19 protein-coding genes are annotated in these 25,094 nt (G+C 42.7%); 11 read left to right on the top strand and 8 right to left on the bottom strand.

The window, feature by feature from the left end:
• Positions 1 to 152 precede the first annotated feature (152 nt).
• The 10 genes from tagH to tssC are packed head-to-tail and all read left to right on the top strand — an operon-like array spanning position 153 to position 13,075.
• Entirely contained in the window at positions 153 to 1,592 is a 1,440-nt protein-coding gene (gene tagH / locus ABD943_RS05770; RefSeq protein WP_345292228.1) for a type VI secretion system-associated FHA domain protein TagH, read from the top strand.
• Between the two features lie 30 nt (positions 1,593 to 1,622).
• Positions 1,623 to 2,093, top strand: a complete 471-nt coding sequence (tssJ, locus tag ABD943_RS05765) for a type VI secretion system lipoprotein TssJ (RefSeq protein WP_345292227.1) — start codon at positions 1,623 to 1,625, stop codon at positions 2,091 to 2,093.
• A gap of 9 nt (positions 2,094 to 2,102) precedes the next feature.
• A complete protein-coding gene (tssK, locus tag ABD943_RS05760) occupies positions 2,103 to 3,443 on the top strand; it encodes a type VI secretion system baseplate subunit TssK (RefSeq protein WP_345292226.1) in 1,341 nt (446 codons plus the stop codon).
• A gap of 15 nt (positions 3,444 to 3,458) precedes the next feature.
• Positions 3,459 to 4,814, top strand: a complete 1,356-nt coding sequence (gene icmH / locus ABD943_RS05755) for a type IVB secretion system protein IcmH/DotU (protein ID WP_345292225.1) — start codon at positions 3,459 to 3,461, stop codon at positions 4,812 to 4,814.
• A 14-nt stretch (positions 4,815 to 4,828) separates the two neighbouring features.
• Positions 4,829 to 8,401 (top strand): type VI secretion system membrane subunit TssM, encoded by a 3,573-nt coding sequence (gene tssM, locus ABD943_RS05750; protein ID WP_345292224.1) that lies wholly within the window; start codon positions 4,829 to 4,831, stop codon positions 8,399 to 8,401.
• The gene (gene tagF, locus ABD943_RS05745; RefSeq protein WP_345292223.1) at positions 8,383 to 9,150 is read left to right on the top strand and encodes a type VI secretion system-associated protein TagF; all 768 of its coding nucleotides are present in this window, start codon (positions 8,383 to 8,385) and stop codon (positions 9,148 to 9,150) included. The genes tssM and tagF overlap by 19 nt, the downstream gene beginning before the upstream one ends.
• On the top strand, positions 9,137 to 9,931 hold the full coding sequence (locus tag ABD943_RS05740) for a PP2C family protein-serine/threonine phosphatase (protein ID WP_345292222.1): 795 nt from the start codon (positions 9,137 to 9,139) through the stop codon (positions 9,929 to 9,931). Before tagF ends, ABD943_RS05740 begins: the two co-directional genes overlap by 14 nt.
• A 9-nt stretch (positions 9,932 to 9,940) precedes the next feature.
• Positions 9,941 to 11,035, top strand: coding sequence for a type VI secretion system protein TssA (gene tssA, locus ABD943_RS05735; protein ID WP_345292221.1), 1,095 nt, complete (start codon positions 9,941 to 9,943; stop codon positions 11,033 to 11,035).
• Positions 11,036 to 11,069: 34 nt separating this feature from the next.
• On the top strand, positions 11,070 to 11,582 hold the full coding sequence (gene tssB / locus ABD943_RS05730) for a type VI secretion system contractile sheath small subunit (RefSeq protein WP_345292220.1): 513 nt from the start codon (positions 11,070 to 11,072) through the stop codon (positions 11,580 to 11,582).
• Positions 11,583 to 11,584: 2 nt separating this feature from the next.
• Positions 11,585 to 13,075 (top strand): type VI secretion system contractile sheath large subunit, encoded by a 1,491-nt coding sequence (tssC, locus tag ABD943_RS05725; RefSeq protein WP_345292691.1) that lies wholly within the window; start codon positions 11,585 to 11,587, stop codon positions 13,073 to 13,075.
• A gap of 279 nt (positions 13,076 to 13,354) precedes the next feature.
• Here tssC and ABD943_RS05720 read toward each other — a convergent pair whose 3' ends face one another.
• From ABD943_RS05720 to ABD943_RS05685, 8 genes are all read right to left on the bottom strand, one after another.
• Positions 13,355 to 14,005: a hypothetical protein gene (locus tag ABD943_RS05720; protein WP_345292219.1), complete on the bottom strand. Its 651-nt coding sequence runs from the start codon at positions 14,003 to 14,005 to the stop codon at positions 13,355 to 13,357.
• A 183-nt stretch (positions 14,006 to 14,188) separates the two neighbouring features.
• Positions 14,189 to 14,977, bottom strand: a complete 789-nt coding sequence (locus ABD943_RS05715) for a hypothetical protein (RefSeq protein ID WP_345292218.1) — start codon at positions 14,975 to 14,977, stop codon at positions 14,189 to 14,191.
• Positions 14,978 to 14,984: 7 nt separating this feature from the next.
• On the bottom strand, positions 14,985 to 15,758 hold the full coding sequence (locus ABD943_RS05710; protein WP_345292217.1) for a hypothetical protein: 774 nt from the start codon (positions 15,756 to 15,758) through the stop codon (positions 14,985 to 14,987).
• Positions 15,758 to 18,601: a toxin VasX gene (locus tag ABD943_RS05705; RefSeq protein ID WP_345292216.1), complete on the bottom strand. Its 2,844-nt coding sequence runs from the start codon at positions 18,599 to 18,601 to the stop codon at positions 15,758 to 15,760. The genes ABD943_RS05710 and ABD943_RS05705 overlap by 1 nt, the downstream gene beginning before the upstream one ends.
• A gap of 9 nt (positions 18,602 to 18,610) precedes the next feature.
• Complete coding sequence (locus ABD943_RS05700; protein ID WP_345292215.1) at positions 18,611 to 19,945, bottom strand: DUF4123 domain-containing protein; 1,335 nt, start codon at positions 19,943 to 19,945, stop codon at positions 18,611 to 18,613.
• A gap of 152 nt (positions 19,946 to 20,097) precedes the next feature.
• Positions 20,098 to 20,883: a glutamate racemase gene (gene murI / locus ABD943_RS05695; protein WP_345292214.1), complete on the bottom strand. Its 786-nt coding sequence runs from the start codon at positions 20,881 to 20,883 to the stop codon at positions 20,098 to 20,100.
• A 16-nt stretch (positions 20,884 to 20,899) separates the two neighbouring features.
• Complete coding sequence (locus ABD943_RS05690; protein ID WP_345292213.1) at positions 20,900 to 22,270, bottom strand: TRAP transporter large permease; 1,371 nt, start codon at positions 22,268 to 22,270, stop codon at positions 20,900 to 20,902.
• Positions 22,263 to 22,829, bottom strand: a complete 567-nt coding sequence (locus tag ABD943_RS05685) for a TRAP transporter small permease subunit (protein ID WP_345292212.1) — start codon at positions 22,827 to 22,829, stop codon at positions 22,263 to 22,265. The genes ABD943_RS05690 and ABD943_RS05685 overlap by 8 nt, the downstream gene beginning before the upstream one ends.
• Before the next feature lie 449 nt (positions 22,830 to 23,278).
• On the opposite strand from ABD943_RS05685, the gene ABD943_RS05680 reads away from it, so the two are divergent.
• Positions 23,279 to 24,964: a serine hydrolase domain-containing protein gene (locus ABD943_RS05680; RefSeq protein ID WP_345292211.1), complete on the top strand. Its 1,686-nt coding sequence runs from the start codon at positions 23,279 to 23,281 to the stop codon at positions 24,962 to 24,964.
• The last annotated feature ends 130 nt before the right edge of the window (positions 24,965 to 25,094 follow it).

Here is a 25,094-nt window from a genome sequence, read left to right as displayed (position 1 = left end):
ATCATCTCAAGGGGCTTTTTTGCGGGCATTATAGCCAGTGTAACGGGCGAGTTTTAAAATAAATTTAAAAAATGTGGACTAATTAGATAAAAATTTATCCATAACGGACAATAAATATACAAGATATTTTATAGATATTAGGGATATTCTGGATGAGCATTCTGAAGTTAAAGGTCACTAGCTATCATCGTTTAACACCGGGCCAGGTGGTTGAGCAAACATTTACTGAACAAGGCGCCAGCATTGGGCGTTCGGCTAAATCGGATTGGTTATTGCCAGATCCAGATAAAGTGATCTCCAGTGTCCATGCTTATGTAAGTCATCAAGCAGGTCAGTTTTACATTACCGATAATTCGACAAACGGTTTATTCGTAAATCGTGCCGTACAACCTTTGGGTAAGGGAAATAGCCAGGAATTATCGGATGGTGACTATTTGCAGCTTGGTGACTATGAAATCGAAGTGGTAGTTGAAGCAAAAAGCAACGAGATAGACCTCCAACCATCGCGGCAAGCACAACACTTGCATACACCACCGCCGGTACGCCCGGCTGCGGCAGCTCCCGACTTTGCTGCTCAGACAACGGTAGACTCGCAGCAAGCGCAGCCAAGCCATGCTGAGACATTAAGTCAGGATCCTTATGCAGAAAATTTTACCCCACCGATGGCACAAATTCCGGAAGACTGGGATGCGCAAGCGGGAGCAAACTCTGAACTCAATACGCCGATGGAGGATCAGCAATCAGTGCCTTCAGCGGTGCAACAGCACAATACTGCTGACACAACAAAGCAGGCAGTGACAGAAGCGAGTTCGCCTGAACAAACCAGAGTAGCGGCGCCGACCGCCCCAGTTCAATCGGCAACTCAGGGAGCATCCGCAGAGTCAGTGGTTGCAACACAACAACAGCCTGATGCCTATGGGGCAAGATCACATTCACAGCAAACGCCACAGCATCCGCCGCCAAATGCTGCAGCCAGTTTTGACAGTATCGGTAGTGAGCAGGCCAAAGCGTATCTGACGGCGTTTTTAAATGCAGCAGGGTTACGGGAAGATGATTTGCCGCGGGAAATATCCCCCGCATTGTTCGAAGCCATGGGCGGGGCTTTGCGTTTCTCGTTACAGGGAATGCTCGACATATTGCGCGCTCGCTCAGACATGAAGAGTGAATTCCGCGTCATGCAGACGACCATCAGAACCCAAGAAAACAACCCTTTGAAATTCTCCATCAACGTTGATGAGGCCATGCGAAACCTCTTTTTACGTCAAGTACCTGGGTTTTTGCCTTGGTTCCAAGCGATAGAAAGTTGCTTTAAAGACATGAGTACCCACGAGTTAGCACTCATGGCGGGCACACAGGGTGCATTACAAGGGGTGCTGGATACCTTGGATCCAAGTGAAATCACACGAGCGAATCAAAGCGAATCGGCGTTGCATAAAGTTTTACCAGCAACCAAAAAAGCAAAGTTATGGGATGTCTTTGCGGCATTGCATAAGGAAGTACAAGAAGAAGTGGGACAAGGCTCGGATAAAACGTTTTCAGAAGATTTTGCTGCGGCTTATGAGGCCCAGTTGAAGAAGTTAGGCGCCAATTAATTTATGAAAAAAATAGTAATAGAGGAAACAATGAAACAACTATTAAGAAGTATTTGGATCATCGGAGCATCGCTTATGATTGCAAGTTGCTCGTTCTTTGGTGGTGATGATGGTGCAGATGTACAGTTGGATATTATGGTCGACAAGCAGGTTAATCCTGACCCATCGGGCAGAGCGTCACCGTTAGTCATCAAAGTGTATCAACTGAATGATAAATTGGCTTTTGAAACAAAGGACTTTTTCTCGATTTATGATGCGACTGATAAAGACTTGGCTAAAGCCATTGTGACGCAGAAAGAATATCAGTTGAACCCGGGACATGAGATTCACCAAGGATTAGTGACCGATCCACAAACCAACTATATCGGTATTGTAGCTGCTTTTCGAGATATAGAAATTGCAAAATGGCGAGCAGTCGCCAAGGTGATACCGGGTGAGGAACACAAGGTGGTCTTCACATTAAAGGGTGTCACTATCGATGTTGCAGCGGAAGAACTATAAAGGTGATTGATGGATAACAGGGTAGTATGGGCTGAAGGGATATTTTTATCACCACACCATTTTCAGCAGCAAGAACGATTCTTTGAAAACACACTGAACCAACGTGTCGCTGTGACTAATCCGTTTCAATGGGGGTTTCGTCGTTTAGTGATTGAGCCCGATGCTTTGCTCATGGGACAAGTCTCATTGTCAGAAGCAAGAGGTATTTTTGCAGACGGTACAGTTTTTAATTTACCGCAAAATGATCCGGTGCCGGCGGTGTTGGATTTGAGTGAGGAAAAACAACTCGCAGGGAAGCGTGTATTTTTGGCAGTACCGAGCCTTCAAAACAATAAAGCCTTGGTCAATAAGCGGTTGGATAGTCAGGAGAGTTTTCGCTACAACCGCTTTGATATTGAGTTGATGGATTACAACGAAGGTGATCGATCCGCAGAATCGCTGGAGCTAGCAAGCCTTAATGTGAAACTGGTTCTAGAAGGTGAGCAAACTAAAGATGACGGCAACGTTCGGTTACCTATCGCCAAGATTAAAGAAAGCACTAGCAACGGTTCTTTGATCTTAGACGAAACTTTTATTCCTCCTTTGTTGGATATCAAAGCGAACAACCATCTGTTATCGGCTGTAAAACAATTAATTTCAACATTATCGGTGAGGGCAACGACGCTATCCGAGCGTGTGGTAAATGTGAGTCAGGGAGGGTCTAACACCATTCAAAACTTCTTGTTACTGCAACTATTTAATCGATATGAAGGCTTGTTTAAGCATTATTTGTCATTGCCATTGGTGCATCCCGAAATAATGTACCGTTTATTGGTTCAGTTTGAGGGTGAGTTAGCGACTTATTACGCGGCGAGTCGTCGTGGAAATAGCACCGTCATGTACCGGCACGATGACCTGAGCCAAAGTTATAAGATTATTGATAGTGTGCTTAAGGACTACCTCAGCGCAGTGATAGAAGAGGCTGCAAGCCCCATTACGATAGAAGAACGGCGTTATGGGATCAAAGTCGCGACGGTCCACGATAAAAAATTATTTGAGCAGGCAGTATTTGTATTAGCAGTAAAAGCAGACCTGCCAATAGATGATTTGCGTAACCAGTTCCCTAAACAAACCAAAATCGGAACGGTTGAGAACATACGAAGTTTGGTCAATAACCAATTACCGGGAATCAGTTTAACCAGTTTGCCAGTAGCGCCGCGCGAGATTCCGATTAAGCGTGAGTATGTTTACTTTCAACTGGATGGAAGCAGTCCACATTGGCAACACTTGGGCGCGTCTGGTGGTATTGCCTTTCATGTGTCAGGAGAGTTTCCAGAATTGGAATTAGAGTTCTGGGCAGTAAGGAAATAGGAATAAGGATATAGCATGACACAAACATTTGATGACTCAGATAAGACAATCGTTATACCCAGACCTGGTGGTATACAAAGAGCGGTGACCAAGCCTACCGCTGAAGATGAAACCATCGTACCTGAGTTAAATAAGACAAGTTTAGGGGCAACCTTCTCGGTGTCCGGTATTGGTACCAATGCAATCCTGGACGCGGCGACTACCTTAATTGCTTTAGCGGTCGAACTTCGCAACACGCCAGTGGTGAATAATGTGGACTTGCTACATAAGCAATGCCTTAACCATATGCGGGATTTTGAAAACCAACTGCGCAAAGCGGATGTAGATATGGATGATATCGCCGACGCTCGATATTGTTTATGTACGGTCATTGATGAGACGGTGCTCAATACGCCTTGGGGAACCAACAGTATGTGGAGCACGAAAAGCTTGCTCAGCATTTTTTACAAGCAAACCTGGGGTGGTGAACAGTTTTTCGCAATATTAGAGTCGCGACTGGCAAACCCGGCAAAGCATAAAAACTTACTGGAGTTTATGTATGTGTGTTTGCAGTTAGGCTTTGAGGGAAAATTTAGGGTCGATCCGAACGGTTATAAGCAGTTGGACGAATACAAAGATCGATTATATCGAGAATTAGCAAGACTAAAGGGTGAGTTAAATCGAGAGATGTCCCCGCGTTGGCGATCGAACGTACCTGAGATTATCAATAGCAGTAAAAACATACCCGTATGGATGGTGGGGTTAGTACTGTCTGCTGTTTTGCTTGGGTTGTATATGACGCTCAGTTACCAACTGAGTGAACAAGCGGACCCTGTGTATAAAAGATTTGCGACGTTAATACCTGAAACTCAGATTGAATCCGAAAACAGTCAGATGTATGTCGATTATGCCAAGCAATTACGGCAGTTATTGTCGACTGAAATTGAGTTAAATAAATTGATAGTTGTGGAAAAGGTTGACCGTGTCAGCATCGTCATTTTAAACGGTCAGATGTTTGATTCTGCTAGCGCCAGCTTAAACGAGTCGTATATGCCGTTGCTGGAAAAAGTCGGGCAAGTATTGACCACTGTACCAGGGAGCATTGAAGTGATTGGGCACAGTGATGACCAAAAGATCTTTACCGCACGCTATCACTCAAACTGGGAGTTGTCATTAGCTAGAGCAAACTCAGTGGTACGGTATTTAAGTGGTAATGATCGTCTGGCTACACGAATAACGGCAGAAGGACGAGGCGATGCCGAGCCGATGTTTCCCAATGATTCGGAAAGTAACCGCGCGAAGAATCGCCGTGTAGAAATCATGGTATCTATGGAACAACGCAATCATTACCAGCAAATTGAAGCGAATACTGCGCAGACAGTAGGCGAGTAAAGGAAACGGATGTCATGAGAAAGATTTTGAAAGCACTAAAAGCATTTTTTACCAATAAATGGGTCGTTGCAGTATTGGTAATCGCAGCAGTGGTAGCCCTAATTTGGTTTGGCGGTCCATTAATTTCAATTGCTGACGTTAAGCCATTGGAGAGTGACGTTGCGCGATTAGCTACTTTATTTGTAATGGCAATGATATGGGCGTTGTACAATTTTTTCCAAAAGTCGAAAGCCAATAAAAACAATAAGAAATTGGTCGAGAGCATGGTCGAGCAGCCGCTGGAAGACGATGAACATGAAAAGCTCTCAAAAGAGGAAGTCGATGTCTTACAAGATCGAATGAAGCAGGCGCTATCGGTCTTAGAAAAGAATAAGTTAAACGGCAAAAATATTTATCAGCTGCCATGGTTTGTGATGATAGGGCCACCGGGTGTTGGGAAAACCACAACGATCATGAATTCAGGCGTCCGATTGCCGCTAAAAGACTCCATGGGTGGAGAACCCGTGAAAGGTGTTGGTGGAACACGAAATTGTGACTGGTGGTTTACCAACGATGCGGTACTGTTGGATACAGCGGGCCGTTATACAACACAAGATAGTTATGAGGAAGTAGACAGTCGAGCGTGGCATGGTTTTTTAAATCTGTTGAAAGATACTCGCCCGATGCGTCCGGTAAACGGCGCTATCTTGGCGATTAGTTTGGCTGAAATTGCGGGTCAAACACAGACGGAGCGAAATGATCATGCACAAGCAATTCGACAACGAATACAAGAACTGAAAGTCCACTTAGGTGTCAATGTTCCGGTTTATGTGATGCTGACCAAAGCGGATCTATTGGCTGGATTTGAAGAAACATTTGATGACTTAAATAAAGAAGAGCGTGAGCAAGTTTTTGGTTTTACGTTTGACATTGATAATAACGATCATGAAAAAGGAGCGATCGGAAACTTCAACCGTTACTTTGTTGAATTAATCAAGGATGTTGAGGCTCGGGTCTTAAAACGGTTACAGCAGGAGCGAGATGCTGAACGAAAAGCAGCGATTTTTAATTTCCCTAGACAGTTACGGATGGCGCAAAAGGGCATCGATGATTTTCTAAAAGAAGTATTTTTGCAAAACCGGTATGAAGAACCTTTTGTCTTGCGCGGTATATATTTAGTGAGTGCGACTCAAGAAGGATCGCCGATCGATCGTATTTCGAGTAATTTATCAAAGAACTTTGGGTTTAAATTAAAAGCTCATAAAAATGGTGACAATACAGGTAAAGGCTATTTTATAAAGAAAGTCTTTACCGATTTGATATTTAGAGAGTCTGAGTTAGTTGGGACCAATATAAGGTATGAACGTCGGCAGCAGCTGTTTCGTTATATCGGTTACGCGGCTTGTGTTTTAGTGTCTGTTCTCGCCAGTTATTTATGGATAAATAGTTACTATAACAATCAAAACTTAATTGAGCACACTGATCAATTAGTCGAGCAGTACGATACGGTGACTGAGGGAGGCTTAGAAACTGATTCAAATATTCTTGAGTTGAATGATGGTTTAAACGTATTGCGACAATTCCCAGAAGGCTATGCTCCTGAAAAAGAAGCGCCCGTGAGTATGCGTTTTGGCTTATACCAAGGCAGCAAGTTCGGCAGTCAGGCACGAGAAGCCTATCAAAAGGCATTAAAGAATTTTTTCGGGCCTTATTTACAAAGCAGTATTGAGGGCGAGTTAGCGAATGCTGAAGACAATACAGATTACCTTTATGAGATGTTACGTCTGTATTTGATGTTCTATGAAACAGAACATATGAGCCATCAGGATATTAAAAACTTTTTTGGGCTGTTTCTAAAACGAGAGCATGGCGGTGAACTAAACAATCAATTTCGAGAGGATATGCAACAGCACTTATCATCCTATCTAGAATTGAAGATTCCATTTCCGAAGCGCGACATTAAATTGGTCAACTATGCGCAAGGAAAATTAAATGATGTGTCTTTAGTTGATCGAGCTTATGCGCGTTTAAAAGAAGAGTACCGCGATGCGATGCCGAGTTTCCAGCTGAGTAATAATATTCCTCTTAATATGCAGCAATACTTTTATCGCAAAAGTGGCAAGAGTTTAGAGGAAGGTATTCCGGGGCTCTTTACCTATGCTGGTTATCATGGGGTATTTAAATCGGAAAGCGAGAAAATTACGAAGTTGTTAGCGGAAGAGTCGTGGGTATTACCAGACCAGCAGATCGAGACTTTGGATAATAGGCAAATCACGAAACTAAGACTAGAGGTACAAAACAAGTACTTTCAGGATTATATCTATAAATGGCGTAACCTGATCAATGATATCGAAATCCAAGAGTTTTCGACACCGGCGCAAGGTGCTTTGATGCTAGAAGATTTAACGGGCGTGAACTCACCCATTAAAAGAATTTTTAGTGCAGTGAGAGATAATGTCATGTTATCGAAAGAAGAAGGTGGTGGCGTTAACGATATGGCTAAAATGGCTAATAATACGCCAGAAGGATTGCGCCAAACGAAAGTCGGTAATCGTGTCGCTAGAATGAATAGAATGATGCCAAAAAACATGGATGCTTATTCTCAAGAGGAAAACCCTGAGAAAGTAGTGGATCGGGCTTTTGTTGATATTGTGGATTTCGTTGGAAAAGACAGTGATGAGCCAGCAAGACTGGATACGACGCTAGATTCCATGAAAGATCTTAAATCCTTTTTAGAATCGATCAGCAATGCCAATAACAAAGCAGAAAAAACGTATAAAGCTACCAGTAGCCCTGAAGCTGCGACCGTCATCAACAACATCGGAATGCAGTCGCGATCAACGCCGAAGCCGATGAATAAGTGGTTAACAAAAATTGAAGAAAGCGGCAAAACGTTAACCACGAGTGGCACTTATAGTTATCTTAATAACACATGGCGCAGTGAGTTATTGCCGGAATGTCGTCGCGCTATTGAAGGCCGCTACCCCGTCGATAAGTCAAGTGCCCAAGAGATTACATTAGATGACTTTAGTCGCTTTTTCGGCTATTACGGGAAAATGGATAGCTTCTTCAATCAACATCTAAAAGTGTTTGTCGATACTTCGACCAGTCCTTGGAAGCTGCACCGCGATATTGGAATTAGTCGAAACTCTCTTCGTCAGTTTGAGCGAGCTAAGAAAATCCGAGAAACTTTCTTTGCAAAAGGAAGCGAGCAACCAAATATCAAGTTCTCCCTAAAGCCAACCAGTTTAAGCGTTAATGTGAAGCAGTTTTTCCTAGAAATGGAAGGGCAGGTTCTGTCCTATCGTCATGGGCCGGCTCGACAGTATTCGATGCGCTGGCCGGGTCCTGATAGCAGTGGGTTAGCGACGGTGACTTTTACGCCAGCAAGTGGCTTTAAAAATGAAGTCATTCAAGGCAAGGGTTTCTGGAGTTTGTTCCGATTGCTTGATAAGGGTGATGTTCGTGAGTCAGTTTCTTACGACAAATTTTTTGTTGAGTTTAAAGAAGGTGACTACAGCGCCATCTTGGAATTGCAGGCCAACAGTGTGAAAAACCCGTTTTATAAATCGGTGTTGGAGGGATTCCGTTGTCCGAGCAACTTGTAGAGCAGCAGACGACAGGGAAGATCGCTTGTTTCGGTAAGATCCGGGCGAAGGGTGATTTTGTCTCAAGAAACTTGGAGTATTCAGTGCAGGAATACTTTGATAGCTGGCTACAGAGTGCAATCAATATTAGTCAGAAGCAAATTGGAGAGAGTTGGTTAAAACATTATCTGACCAGCCCAATTTGGCGATTCATTATTAAGCATGAAGCAATGGATACCGATATTGTAGGCTTTATGATGCCGAGTATCGATAAAGTTGGGCGCTACTATCCATTATTTATGCTTGAAGTATTCAAGGAAGGAAAACTCAGTGGTGAAGACCTTCATTGCAAGAGCTTTGAAGAGCTTGAAGAGCTTGCAGTAAGCACACTTGATGGTGCTGGTGAAAGCTCAAGTTTTTTTGACGCTTTGAATCAAGCTGGTTTTCCACTGTTTGAAGAAAGGCCTCCGGTATCTGAAATATTGAACCGGTTAGATGCTAGTGAAAGAGTCATAGAGAAGGATGTTATGAATTACCTTTGGCAACAACGAGAAAGTTTTTCGAGTTACTGGTTTGAAGGTGATGAAGAGAGACATTGTAAAGGTATTTGGTGGACAGAAGGATCAAAGTCAGTCAAGCCATCATTAATATACTGTTGCGGTTTGCCGCCTGCTGAAGGATTCAGTGCGATGCTCGATGGAGATTGGGCGCACTGGGGCTGGCACGATAATACAAACAAAGAAGAGGAAGAATCTTTTGCAGCAAAGTGATTACTCATGGATATCAAGTGGTACTTCGCACGTGGGGACAGTGCGAGAAGTGAATGAAGATAATTATATTGAACGACCTGAGTTGGGGCTTTGGGTTGTCGCTGATGGTATGGGTGGACATAGCGCGGGTGATATCGCAAGCACAATGGTTGTTGATGCGCTGTCAGTACTAGAAAGAACAGGTTCGAACGAAGCCTTTATCCAGAAAATTGTTGATACTCTCAGTATCACCAACCAGAAACTGCGTCAGATGGCATTCTCACGTTTTGGCAAAAAGTCCATGGTCGGCTCGACAGTCGTTGTCCTCGTGTGTTTTGACAATAAATACACCATTTTATGGGCGGGTGATAGTCGAGCGTATTTGTATAACTCAGGAAAGCTTGATCAGGTAACCAGAGATCACAGTCATGTCAATGAACTGGTTGATTCAGGAGCATTGCCACAAGATGAAGCGGAGGCACACCCTTTGGCTAATGTGATTACACGAGCCATCGGTGCCGCTCAAGACTTGAATATTGATCGACTGGATGGAGACCTCAATTCTGGAGATATCTTTCTGTTATGTAGTGACGGTTTAAATAAAGAGTTAACTGACGGTGAGATACAGCAATTCTTCACTACAGAGAACGTGGTCGATATTAATAAGGCGTTGATACATTCCGCGCTTATTCGAGGGGCGAAAGACAATATTACTGCAATATCGGTCAAAGTGGATATGGATGATGAAAAAGATGATTACACCATCCCAGCACAATCCTTAAAAACAAGCGATATGGTGTAGGAGTTTAAAATGTTTGAAGTCGAAGAGTTAATACAGCCCATATCTGAAGAGCATCCTTGTGGTGAAGATTTACGCTTAGATGCTAGCGTGGAATCGATTTACTACAAGCTAAGGGATTACCGCAATAGCGCTCGTAAAGAAGAAAGGCAAGCGCTGATTGACCCCGATAACTTTGATGATATCGCAGATGGCTGGGAGCAGCTGGCCGAGTTAGCGACAGAAGCGTTAAAAACCAAAACAAAAGATCTGGAAGTTACGGCATGGTTAATCGAAGCATTAACGCGCTTGCAAGGTATCGAGGGGTTGAATAAAGGTTATGAGTTAGCGTCAGAGCTAATAACTCGATACTGGGAGCAAGGTTTATACCCAGAGGCTGATGAAGATGGAGTAATGACGCGAGTATCCCCCATTAGTGGTTTAAATGGTTACGATGGCGCGGGATCGTTGATCATGCCGATCAAGTCAATTCCAATGACTAACGCTGCTCAAGATAATAACTATGTGGTTTGGCAGTACGAGCAATCGCTGCAAATAGAGCAAATTTCCGATCCAGACAAGCGACAAAAACGACTGGAGTCTGGAGGCGCAACCTTGGATCAAGTGATTGGTTCCGTTAATGCGACCAATGGAAGGTTTTATCAAGCACTTGAGCAGGCTCTCATCTCAGCGAAGGAAACTTATGCGAAATTTACGGAAGTATTAGACGCTGTCACGGAAGAGCTGCCTCAACCGACATCCAATATCAAAAATGCCTTACAAGAATGTCACGACGCATTAAATCATTTAGCTAAGGATAAGTTGGCTCAAAAAGACGAGATTGAGCAAGCTTCACTAGAAGCTGAAGGTGAGAATCCTACTCCTGAAACTCAATCAAATAGTCAGAAAGCGGTTGCCGACAGACAGCAGGCGCTGAAAAGGCTGGAAGAAATTGCGATGTTTTTTAGAAAGACAGAACCGCATTCGCCAGTATCTTACATGATTAATCAAACGGTGCAGTGGAGCCAACTGCCTTTACCAGAATTGTTACAAAAACTGATCCCAGATAACGATGCTCGAGAGAACTACTTTAAGTTATCAGGGATTCCAACGGAAGCGGAAGAATAGAATTTCATTAAACAGGCTATGGAGGAAATAAGAAATGGCTAGTATTCACGATAGATTGAAAAGGGTGCGTAAACCACGGGTTCATATTACTTATGATGTTGAGACTGATGGTGCCGTACTGGAAAAGGAATTACCTTTTGTTGTTGGCGTTATGGGTGACTTTACGGGCGACTCAACAAAGCCTTTAAAGCCATTAAAAGATAGACGATTTATTCAAATTGATAAAGACAACATCAATGAAGTCATGCGTAATATGTCGCCAGGCTTGAACTTGAAAGTGGACAATACACTTGAAAATGATGGCTCAGAAATGGCGGTTAATCTTGAGTTTAATTCGATGGATGATTTTGAGCCTGCAGCGATTGTAGAGCAGGTCGAACCGCTAAAGAAACTGATGGATACACGAAATCAGCTGCGTGACTTAATGACTAAAATCGATCGTTCTGAAGAGCTTGAAGGAATTATGGAGAAAGTTCTCAAAAATACTGACGATTTGGATGAGCTGGCGAAGGCACTTGAGGCCGCTGGCGGTGACAAAGGAGAGTAATGATGTCTGATACTAAACTAGAAGAAAATCAAGAAGTTGCTGTTGAAGAAGCGGAAGGGCTTTTAGGTCAGGCCATTGCAGCAACAAAACAAACTGAATCTAGCCGTGCCGAAGAGTTGCTGAGAACCTTAACGCAAGAAGCGATGAAGGGTACAGTGACATGGAATAAAAATCTGACTGTAACTTTCCGCGAAGCAATAAAAGTGATTGATGAAGCCCTGTCGACCCAACTGTCACAAATTATGCGACATGAAAAGTTCCAAAAACTGGAAGGTTCATGGCGAGGATTACAGTATTTGGTACAGAACACTGATACTTCGGTATCAATGAAATTAAAAATATTGAATATTAGTAAGCGTGAATTATTCAAGGATTTAAGCAAGGCTGTTGAATTTGATCAAAGCCAATTATTTAAGAAAATTTATGAAAATGAATTTGGTACTGCTGGTGGTGAACCTTATGGCGCATTAATTGGTGATTATGAGTTCACGAATCATCCTGAAGATATTGAGACTTTAGAGTTAGTGTCTAATGCATCAGCGGCAGCGTTCGCACCGTTTATCTCGGCATCGTCTCCTGAGCTGTTTGGTTTTAACGATTGGACTGAATTGTCTAAACCTCGTGACTTAGAAAAAGTATTCGATTCACTAGAGTATGCCCGCTGGCGTGGTTTCCGTGACTCAGAAGATTCACGCTTTGTGACTTTGACCGCGCCACGAGTTTTAGCGCGTTTACCTTATGGTGAAGCGACTCGCCCAATTGAGGAGTTTGCGTATGAAGAGCTTAATGTCGATCCTGAAACAAAAATTGCGCAGAATGCAGAAAATAGCGATTACTGCTGGATGAATGCTTCGTACGTTCTGGGTTCAAAATTAACCCAAGCGTTTACGGAGTACGGTTGGTGTACCGCGATTCGTGGCGCCGAGGGTGGTGGTAAAGTTGACTCATTGCCGATGCACAACTTCTTAAGCGATGATGGCGACTTAGACATGCAATGTCCGACAGAAGTAGGTATCACCGATCGTCGCGAAGCAGAGCTAAGTAAGTTAGGCTTCTTGCCACTATGTCACTACAAGAATACGGACTACGCAGTATTCTTTGGTTCGAATACAACCCAAAGACCAAAGAAATACGATCGTCCAGAAGCGAATGCTAACGCAGAAATTTCTTCACGCCTCCCATATATCATGGCTACATCACGTTTTGCCCATTATCTAAAAGTAATGGCGCGAGATAAGATTGGTTCATTCATGGAGCCAGAAGATTGTGAAGCGTGGTTAAATCGTTGGATCTTGAACTATGTCAACGCTGATGAAGATGCGGGCCAAGAGTCTCGTGCCCGTTATCCATTAGCAGAAGCGAAAGTGGAAGTTGAAGAAGTACCGGGTAATCCAGGTGCCTATCACGCTAAAGCATGGCTAAAACCATGGCTACAGCTTGAAGAACTTTCTACGTCTCTACGATTAGTCGCTAAGATCCCAGAAAATAAATAATGAGTTGTACGGAGAAAAGGCTGCTTTGGCAGCCTTTTTTGCTATATGAATAAAGAGCAGTTAGAAAAACTGAAAATAGAAAAGTCTATAAAGAATATTAAACTTAGAATTAATATTTTTGTTCCCATAGCTATAGGTTGTATCTATTTATATTTTGCGTTCACTTTATACAGTAAAGAATTAGAAAAAAGAAAAGAGGAAAAATTACATGAAAATTATAGATATGACTATATTAAGGGAGAGTATGTCTGTAGGGACAATAGAAGTTGTGAATAAACATTATTGAAAGTGATTTTTTCTGCATTTCACTTTATTATCGATTGGAGTCGGTATACGGATCAAGAGCCTATCAAAAGCCTCAGGCAGGAACTCTCTTATACCTAATGTCACTATTATTCCAATAATTGAGCTTATTCCAATAGCTAAGTCGAAGTCGTCTAAGAGTGATAAAGAGATGGCAGCAATTATTATTGATGGCAATATGAATACTAAACCGGAATATGCAATTTGAATAACCCAGATTATGCTGGGGATCAAAAGCTTAACCAAAGGATAGCTTCTATAGAAACACTTAATACAGAACAAGTCTTCAACGTTAAGCAATATGTGGAATTTCTTGATAAAGTCTCCGGTCCTATACTCAAGAACAGCAAATCGGGCTTCAAAGCTCTCCTTATGCCTTGGTGCTTTATTGGGGTTTCCATTTTTCATAAATCCGAAGAAAATTGGCTTAAACCCTACATGACACTTTATAAATTCATGTCCATATGTCATATAAACGTTTCTATAACGTCCTAGTCCAGTTGAATAAGTGTCAAAATAGCTATCAAAAATCTTAACTTCTGGATAGATTACACAGTGGTGAGGCCTACCCCAAAGGAAGCAAACTCCTAAAACTGCTGCGCCAATTATAAATAAACTAACAGACATTCCTATTGACACCCAAAGGGCTGGAAATATAGAAAACATGATCAAATATATTCCACACCAAAATACAGTTGGGATAAAACACATCTGAAAACGAGAGACACGCCTAACATATTTTAATTCTAAGTCAGTTAATAAATTGTGGTTATAGTTTTTCATGCTAAATAATCAAATTAATAAATAATATTAGGTCTTATGCTCTAACCATTCATCAATAGCTTTATTAAGTTTCTGCTCTTGAGGAAAGCTTCTGTCTTTGACCAATGTTTTCTCAAGGAACCCTCTTTCGGGTTTAAAATCACTGGGCATAGTAGTAAAGCCATTGAGATAGTTTTTGATAAAGCCCAAGAGTTGATGGTTCTGGTAATTAAATTTAGGAATGTAGGAACCGATTGATACTCGTTTGGCTTTGTTCAAACCAGCAGGATAGAGTGAAATAACTAATGGTCCCCAGCCACCTCTGACTTCGAGAAAGTGAGCAGTTTCTTGTTTCTTAGGATTGAGATCATCAAAGCGAGCAGCATAGAGCTTGCCCCAACTCCATGTATAAATAAGGTTGCGCTCTTTATCAACTCTGACAGGGCATTGTTGTGGCCAGAAAAGGTAGAGAAGCCAAGGCAAGATAATGACGAAGGACATTATTAACAAGGTAATTAAGTCATTAATATATGTATCTTTCATTTCATTAAGGAATTGCTGGAAAGTCGTGTTAAAGCTACCTTCACCATATAAAGATATCATATTTTTTTTATGCTCAAGAAATTGAGAATAAAGCTGCTCTTTATAGTTTATGGAGTCATATAAAAAAGAGTAGAATTCTTGGTCGAATAAAACTAAATATAATAGAACTGATAGAATGGTAAGCCCAAGAAGAATATGATTAGAGCGGAAAAATAATATTTTAAAAGATTTAACATCGACTGACTTTCCCCGGGGTATAAGGCAGCGCTCTAATTCATTGGTCTTACTTATCATAAGATTGTTAACTCGATTCTTTTTCTAACCATTCATTAATGGCTTTGTTGAGCTTTTCCTCTTCAGGAAATCCTCTGTCTTTAACCAATGTTTTTTCAAGGAGACCTCGTTCGGGTTTAAAATCACTGGGAATAGCAGTAAAGCCATTGAGATAGTTTTTGATAAAGCCCAAGAGTTGATGATTCTGATAATTAAACTTAGGAATGTAGGAACCGATAGATACACGCTTCGCTTTACTTGAGCCAGCGGGGTAGAGTGAAATAACTAATGGTCCCCAGCCACCTCTGACTTCGAGAAAGTGGGCAGTTTCTTGTTTCTTAGGATTAAGGTTATCAAAACGAGACGCATATAGTTTGCCCCAACTCCATGTGTAAATAAGGTTACGCTCTTTATCAACTCTGACAGGGCATCGCTGTGGCCAGAAAAGGTAGAGGAGCCAAGGTATAATAAGTATAAAAAACAACAAAAAAATAGCTATAAATTCATCATAGTAATTAGGAAATTGTTCGGTATAAAATTCTTGGTATGTACCTCCTCTTGCGTCAATGGCCTCTTTGTAAAATTGATAAGTAGACTTTATAGAATCTTCATAGTTAATTGTTTCTTTGATATATTCTTTAAATTCAGGATCCGAGAAATAGCTGTATGAAAGTGCAGCTAGTACCACTAACCCCATTAAAATATGATTCGATCGAAAAAATAATATTTTAAAAGATTTAATATCGACCGATCTTGCGCGGGGTATAAGGCAGCGCTTCAAGTCATTAACTTTATTTGACATTATATTCTCCACTGAGGCATGTGTACAATTTTGCTTGGCACGTCGCGTTGTATATCATATTTGTCTCTGATGATTTTTGTTGGTTCTTTGTATTCATACAGAGGATGATCATCAATTTCCATGGATGACTGTCCTTGTTGTTGGTATTCGGCATTGATAATGATTTCTTTGATGTAACCAGGGCCTTCGGGAAGGAACTTGCTAAAATCTATTATTGCTTTTTTTTCTTGGTAATTAAGTTCATAGTTAAACCTGCTGAGGGTGATATTGTCGTCGAAGATGTATGAGGAGTCGAGCCAGTATTCAATTTCTATATCGACTTCTAATACAGAGGTTCCTTTTGTCGGATCAAGATTTGGTAAGTGGAGTTGGAAAGTAGTCGGTTGAGAACTTTCAGGCTTTAAAACCATAAATTTATCAAAAAGATTTTGATACTGTTCTAGCTCTTTTTTATAGGCTTCCTGAATAACTTGAGATTTTGGATCGTTTTTTGACTGGAATGAGCGGGACTCGAATATTTGGTCTGATATTCGTTTAACTCGTTCTTCTCCCCAGTATTCATCAGAAGACCCCCAAAAGCTGTGTTTCGCCCAGTCTTCAATGTCGTTTAATCCGCCGAAATACTCAATTGCAATACCGGATAGAATAAGGGCGACCCCAGCTATGGCTCCGTAACCTGTTAATCCAGTGTATAAGAAGAGAGCCGAACCTAGCGCGATCAGACTATTACCCCAAGCTTTAGAGTAGTTCCTAGTTTTAATACCTTCTGCTGTTTGGAGCAGACTCAAGAATACACCGGCAGCACCTGCTAGACGCCCTAGCCATTTGGAGCTAAAGTCTGCTACTGCAATAGCTTTTTGGGAGAATCTTGGGATTACTGTCGATTGAGCTTTGAACAAGGCATTGTTTGATAATGATTGAAAAAGTTTCTGACCTAAGGCTCTTGCTGAAGATTGGGCATAACCCCCTTGCGAGATGGCTCTTCCTGCTTGGTATGTATCTGTCACCGCTGAAGTGTATGCAATAGTAATATTAGCCCAGAAGTTATCTGCAATCCGGCCAAAATTTGTCTTCGCTTTGGATGGATTGTTTTTTTGATGGTGTAAATCGGCAATCGTGGCAGAGTTTAGAAAGAAAGCTATACCAGCGCCAGCTAATCGAAACTTTTCTTGTATAAGAGCTTTATTCTGGAATCCTGCAGCAGGGGTGATCTCAGCATCGGTTTGAAGGTGGAGTACATGCACCTCTTGGGCGGAGGCGTTGGCTGTAGTGATTCTTTGTCCATCCGCGAAAACTTCAATTTGATTCGTTTGAACAGTACCAGAGTTTGGATTGAGGCTAGGCGTTTGGCCGCTAAATATTTCTGTGACATTTTCTAATGAAACAGGTTTATGATTTAAGTCGGTAAACTTAAAAGTAGAGAGAGTGGCGTCCCTGATAACAGTGTTATTAAACTGTATCATTGAGCGGGAAAGCTCGGTACCTGTTGTTTCTAAGAGGTAGTCAAACGCCTCTAATGCTCTCAGGGATGCGTTCATCCCAGTATCAATCCCTTTATGGATTGTGGCTGCCATAGTGTGCCACTTGCTTAGCAATAAATTGTAAATATTTGCTATATCAGGATTGGCTTCTCCATTGACAGTTTCAAGAATATAGTTTGAACCTTCTTTGGAACTATTCAAATTAAGGGATACCTGGGCCATTAACTTGGTAACGTAGGTGATAATTTCGGTGTCACTCTTATCACTAATACCAAAACCGTTTTCTAAGGCCTGGGTCTTTTGGTGTTTTATTGAATAACTTAAATCATGGGAAAGAGTATTTCGATGAAGTTTGACCAAGTTTTCTTGCATGGTGGTCATTCTTTCATTAGCGTCAACAAAGTTATTCCATGTGTCAGAATCAATCGGGTGATCGCTAAACCATCCTTTGATACTGTTCCAACTTTCGTCAATGGAATCTTTAACATTAGCGATGAGTTGAGCGATAGTTAATGGGTATTGATAATCAGAAGCAAACTTCATCTGTGTATTACTAATGACTTTTGCTAAAGAGTTAATGTCAAGAATGCGTCCCATTGGATCATGAAGTGAGACGATACGCCCTTTTGTTTGGCTATGTTCACAAAAAGCGACAGTTTTTTTATCTTCAGGGGCAATACCAGTTTGTGATATTAGATAGTCTGATATTTTATCGATAAGCGTTGGTTTAAATTCTTCAACATGTTGATCAAGATCGCGCATTGGTGCGGAAAACTTGGTTTGTTCTGCGCTAAGATCTACAGGTGTCAAAATATTTTCTCGGAAGGAAGGGTTTCGTACGGCTTCTTCAAAGAAGTATGATGGCCAGCGAAACTCGCTATAGCCAATTTCAATTTGTGTTGTGGCTTCTGGAACAAAAGCATAGGGGTAGATTCTTGAGCTATCGAGTTCCCACTTTCCTGCAGCGTGTCCATCTGTCCATTTGTACATTTGGAAGGTGTATTGACCGCTTCCTTGAGTTTCAGTGTCATTACGGATTTCACACGAGTTTTGATCTTCAGAGCTGGTGTGATAACGAAATACGAGCCAATGTCCTTTGGAGCAATCCGAGCAAGACTCCAGGTCGTCAACCGTGTTAGGAACGTAAATATAGACGAAACCTTGTCTAATACGTCGAAGACAATAGTCATTTTCATTGTGCATATCATCTTCAGCACCTGTTTTACGAAATTCATTAGCAACTTCCATTAAAACTTCGGGTTTAAAAGCAAACCTCACTGGAAAAATTGGAATGATATTCTGATCGCATGGGGCGACTGGGTCGTTGGTTGATTGTGTTGATGATAAGTTTTCGCGTGGCATAGTTGTTCCTTAACGGGTGCTTCCTGATGTATAACGCTCCACGGCGTCTTTTGTGCTCTGGTACAGTAGTTTGGATTTCTCTAGGTGGCTTGTAGTTTGTTCTGATAAGTAGTGCTCGATTTCAGAGAGATCAAAGTTGTGAGTTTGAGCCATCAATGCTGAGTAGCAATAGTCATACAGTGCTCGGGGTGTGGTGTAACCCTTATGCTTTCCTTCGTCACACCAGAGGCTGAATTGTTGATGACTCATTTGTTGAGTTTCTAGTGGAAAATCGTTTTTTAATTCTGTCTCGATTAATTGTTTGTTGTGTTGCCAGCGGTAATCTTGAAAAAACTGAAACTCAGTTTCCGTTAGCTCGATTTGTCCGCCGTGGTTGAGCGTATGATCAGGGATAAGTTGGTAACGCTTGAGTAAGCTACCTGATTGATCTTCGCAAAGAATGGCTTTGATCAGCTCTGTACCCTGTTGTGCGCCGTACCATTTAGCGATACGTTGTGGCCAGCGCTGAATGGATTGTAAATAATGATTCATGGTTCTTGGATCGAAGAAACGAAAGTAGAACCATTGACCTTCGTTATTTCGAATTTTGATGAATTTTTTGAGATGTCGCGCCAGCTTATCCATGGGCTCGGAGCTATGAAAAAATATCCCGGTATGTTGCCCCCAATGTTTGCTAAAAAAATCGCGATGAAATCTAGGAACGTCTTCATTGTTGCTAAGTTGTTGAGCGTTAAGGGTGACATCAAGCAGGTAAGGCGCTTGCTGTTTTAGCTCTTGAGCTAAGGCTCCCGAATATAGCGACTGGATTGGAAGATCATCATATTCACCAAGATCAAACGTCGAAGTGATGGCATTGCGGCTGGTGGCGTCGATTAGGAGATACGTTTTCAGTTGAGCATTGAGGGAGTGATCAAAGATAACTTTTTTTACAGCGGGATCGATCCACGGCTGTTGCCATGAGGGTTTGGTCGGGTCTTTCTTATGCGTAACCGGGTATTCGTCGATGTTGAGCAACGAGGGGTGATCATGATTGATACCGCTTGAGGTGTCATTTGTGGCAGTAAGCTGGCCCAGCGCATAACCGTGTTGCGCTGACTGGGAAGCGAGCTGGATGCTTTCATGATCATAATAATCCAGCTTGTCTAAATGATCTTGGATCAACCGACTGTATTCAATCGCTTCAATGACAAAATCCTGGTTAGCGGCAAGATCACGGAGTCGACGATGAAGATCAACGTCATCGTTAGCGTTACAGGCAATTTGGATGGTGTAGCGATGGGTAATGCCGTTGATGTCGGATTGTTTGACTAAGCAGCGACTGATCCATGTATATTCTTGGCGCAAGATTTCCCTCTATCATGCTGGTTTCAACCTGCGTATTTTATCGATAGCTGTAAGCGCTGTTAATTAAAGAAGTGTTGATTGTTGTAGACTGTGAACAATATCACATATCTTGAAAATATCTGATATGTTTTCCGAGGCTGGACCAACAGCCGTTAAGCTTTTAGAACTTTTGTGTTGGTTCCCAATAACTTAGAAAATACTGCCTGGGCAGTTTTGGCGTCCGCGCTAGTGAAAAACTGATCGTTCTCGTGGGCTTCATTATTGAATAAGTCATGAGTAGCGAGTACACGAGTCAGTTGTAATGATACGGCATCGGCGGTGTCTAGAAGCTTCAAAGGGGCCGAGTTCGCGAGTTTTTTGATGCTCTTTCCCAGGAAGGGGTAGTGCGTACAGCCAAGGACCAGAGTATCAACTTTATAGTTGAGCAGAGGGCGTAAGTACGACTCAATTAGCGCTAGAGTCTTGGGGGTGTCGAGCTCCCCGGCTTCAACTTGTTCAACAAAACCATGACATGCCACTTGGTGTATTGAGACATCACGTGCGTATTGGGCAACGAGCCGTTGGTAGCGTGTGCTGTTAAGGGTGTTTTCAGTCGCAAAAACCCCGATGTGCCCACTTCGGGTCAGTGCGGCAGCAGGTTTTATGGCAGGCTCGATGGCAATAATGGGCAGCTCGTATTCAGCGCGTAACCAGTCAGCCATGAGTGCCGTTGCGGTATTGCAGGCAATAACCATTGCTTTGGCATTGTGTTTCAAAAAGAACTCGGCAATATATTGGCAGCGTTTATGCAAGTTCTCTTTGGGCAATTTCCCGTATGGGGCGTAGGCCGAGTCTGCAAAGTAAACGATATTCTCATTGGGCAGGTGTTTACGGATTGCTTGGTAAACCGAGAGGCCGCCAACACCTGAATCAAATACTCCGATTGGATTTGTCGTCATGAGGTTGAGTCCTGCATCAGTTGACGTAAGCCGGAAGCCACGTCGAAAGCTGTGGCCAAAAAGCTATCATGCCTAACACAATCGCTTGAATCCCGATGAAAGGAATCACCCCCCTGTATATCTGTGCGGTTCGTATTTGCTTTGGCGCCACGCCTCGAAGATAAAATAAGGCAAAACCAAAAGGTGGCGTTAAGAAAGAGGTTTGCAGGTTGATGGCGATTAAGACACCGAGCCAAATCGGATCGGCACCCATCATGAGTAAAACCGGCCCAATGATCGGCACCACGACAAAAGTGATTTCGATAAAGTCGAGAATGAATCCGAGCAAGAACATCACGATCATCACAATCAATAGTGCGGTAAATAAGCCACCGGGCAACTCGGTAAAGAAGTGGCGTATCATCTCATCGCCACCATACATACGAAATACCAAAGAGAAAATGGAGGCACCAATCAAAATCAGGAACACCATGCTGGTAGTCTTGACGGTAGACTGCATCACGTCTCGCAAGCGTTTTAGAGTCAGTTGATTACGCATCAAAGCGAGAAGAATCGCGCCGAAAGCACCAATGGCCGCGGCTTCTGTAGGCGTGGCGATGCCATAAAGAATTGAACCCAAAACGGCGACAATTAAGATCAGCGGTAAGGATAGGCTTTTCAAGGCGCGCAACATGGCCTGTTTAAGTTCTGATTCATCGATCTCCATAGCTGGCGCGTGAGTTGGGCGGCGCCAAGCGACAAAAGCGATATAGATCATATAGCCGACGACCAGTAGCATGCCCGGAATCACAGCGCCCATAAAGAGATCGCCAATCGACGCGACCTGCTCGGTTTGCAAACCTTGGCTTTTCGCTTCGGTCATGGCGTTAGCTAGAACATCGCCGAGCAAGACCAACACGATGGACGGTGGAATAATTTGACCGAGGGTTCCTGAGGCGCAAATAACACCGGTGGCGAGTTCAGGCTTGTAACCACGCTTGAGCATTGCTGGTAAGGATAATAAGCCCATAGTGACCACCGTTGCACCAACAATACCGGTGCTGGCAGCCAGTAGCATGCCGACGATAGTGACCGCGAAACCCATGCCGCCTCGGAGTTTGCCGAAAAGTGTCGCCATTGACTCCAGTAAATCTTCGGCAATCTTGGTGCGCTCTAGCATTAAGCCCATGAAAATAAAGAGTGGTACCGCAATCAGAGTGCTGCGATCCATAATCTTAAACAAACGCCCAGCCATAAAGTTGAGTTGAACAGGCTCTAACATTCCCGTCATGGCACCGATAGCAACAAATATTAAGGAAGTGCCTGCGAGAGAAAAGGCAACTGGATACCCCCACAAAAGAACAGCACAAACGGCTAAGAAGAGTAACAGTGGCATTAACTCAAACATGGCTGTGCTCCCCATCATTGGCTGACTCAATGAAGTCTGGGCTATCGCTCCATCCGAATAAGAAGCTGACGCACTTGAGGCTGTCAGCGAACCCTTGGATGATCAATAGGATGGGCATAGCGAGCAACAAAGTCTTTAGGAGGTACATCAAAGGTATGCCGCCCGGCTGGTTTGAGCCTTCGCTCAAGGCCCAGCTGAATAGCACGTAATCCTTGCAGTAGATAAAAATGAACAAACAGACCGGTAACAATAAAAAGAGAAAGCCGGCTATATTGACGAAAGCTTTCTTACGAGCGGAAAAGTTTTGATAAAACACATCCACTCGAACGTGATCATTATGTTTTAAAGCGAAAGCAGCCCCAAGCATAAATACCGAAGCATGCATGTAAGTCACCGACTCTTGAAGGGCAATTGCACTCAGATCAAACCAGTTTCTCAGCATCAGAACGAGCACAACGGTTAACACCATAAACAGTGTCAGCCATGAAATAGTCCGACCGATCCACTCAGTGATGGCATCCAAAAAAGCGGTAAGTTTCAGTGTCACAGGTTTAAGCATTTATATCTCTTTTTGATGGTGCTTAAGTGATCATCCATAAGTTATCCACAGCGAAGTTATAGTGTGAACTCGCTGTGACTTAATGTAGCGCATTTACTTGGCTTTATAACTTATTGATAAATAAGGTTTAATAAGTCTCTCATTACTCCCCAAAGCAATGATTGTATAATTTTTACTGTATTTATAATCTTTAACAAAACTTTTTCACAAAGTTATCCACAGAAAGTCTGCCCTTGTGGAAAAAATAATCAAACACAGAAAAGCAAAGATACTGGAAATTATGCTAAAGATCCAATGTGTTAGAGAAGATACGACCAGAGATGAATATTTTTGGAATAATTTTATGCCTTCTTCGTTAAATCAAGGTATCTTGCTAAACAGTCAACTAAAAGCGCAAGCCGAAACTGACTCAAGAGCAGTTTAGAAAATTTTAGAAAAAGGAATCTTCAATGAGACGTTTAACCATGAATCTACCTAAGCGACTAACGCAAACTGTCGCGCTATTTGTCCTGGGTTTTACCAGCTACTTTAGTGCATATTCAGTGGCGGCTGACGAGTCTCCCGTAAAGGCTGCTTCAAGCGAAGAAGTGGCTAGCAAACTTGATCCCTACTTTATGGCGTTAGCTGAGGGTAACCGTTTGATAGCGACGGTAGCCCTCTATAAAGGGGATAAACAAGTGTATCAGTCAACCTTGGTACCGCAGGGCGAAACAACCCAGCTGGTGGAGAAGGAGCTTAAGTACAAAATCGGTTCAATTACTAAGACCTTCACCGCAGCGCTGATCTATCAGCTTGTGGAAGCTGGTGATTTGTCATTGGAAACGACTTTGGAGACTTATTTTCCCAACATTGCGAATGCGGATAAGATCACCATCAAGCAGATGCTTAATCACCACTCGGGCCTTTACAATTACACCGATGAACCAGCGTTTTTGAGCTATCACCGCTCGCCGCAAGAAAAGGAATTTTTGATCAAAAAGATTGAAAGCTTTGAACCGAATTTTGAGCCTGGCGAGAAAGCAGCATACAGCAATAGTAACTACTTGCTGCTAGGTTACATCGCTGAGAAAGTGACAGGCAAGCCCTTTGAAAAACTGTTGAAAGAGCGAGTTTATCAGCCGTTAGGGATGGAGAATACTTTACTGGGGCAAGCCATTAATTCGGAGAACGACGAAGTTTTCTCATACGGGTGGAGTGGCGAGCAATGGGAAGAAACGCCGCAGTGGGACATGTCCGTAGCCTATTCAGCGGGGGCACTAGTTTCAACTGCCGAGGATTTAAAGACCTTTATTCGAGGTTTGTTTCAAGGAAAACTTATTCAGCAGGCAAGTCTAGAGCAAATGATTGCGCTTAGTAATGGATTCGGTAGTGGTATTTTCAGCACGACTTACCAGTTAGGCGACAAGAAACTGCAAGGGTATTGGCATAATGGTGGTATTGAGTCATTTATTTCGCACCTAGCCTATTACCCTGAAAAAGATATTACCGTGGTTGTACTGACTAACGGCATGAACTATGACATTCGCCAGTTATACGAAACCATGTTAGATGCCTATTTTGGTCAGGATGTCGTGGTACCTGAGTTTGGCCAAGCAGTAGAATTGAAACAATCGGTGATGCTTCCACTCGCCGGGGATTATAAAAGTGAAACGCACCCTCTGGATATTACCATCAGTGTGGTCGGCAATACGCTTTATGGGCAAGCAACGGGTCAGGGCGGCTTCCCATTGACGGCATTAGATGAAAATACATTTGAGTTCGCCAAAGCTGGGATCGAAATCCGGTTTGATCGTGAGAATGCACAGTTTGAGATCAAGCAAGGCGGTCGCGCTGATATTTTCATCAAAGTCGATGATGAGGGCGGGCAGAGTGTAGAGACACTTGTAGTGCCAGTGGAGACCTTACAGCAGTATGTTGGGTTGTATCAAAGTGATGATTTCCCCTTGGATATTGAGGTCATGCTCAAAGGAGAAAGCTTGTATGCGCAAGCAACGGGTCAATCGGCTTTTCCTCTAACCCCAATTAGTAAAAAGAAATTTGCCTTTAAACTTGCAGATATCGTGATTGAGTTTGATGTAGAGAACGGGCAACTGACTATTACTCAGCGTGGAGTGCCTCATATCTTGATGAAGTGAGGGGGCAAGAATACCTAAAAAAGCCCAGCACTAGCTGGGCTTTTTTATGCTTGAGCGTGAGATTTGTGGATTTATGAGGCGAATCGTTATATAAGTAATTATGTGAACCAGTTCTGGTTTCTGTGGTGTC

It is taken from the genome of Kangiella marina, assembly GCF_039541235.1.
GTDB lineage: Bacteria > Pseudomonadota > Gammaproteobacteria > Enterobacterales > Kangiellaceae > Kangiella > Kangiella marina.
This window is presented reverse-complemented; position numbering and strand designations above follow the sequence as displayed.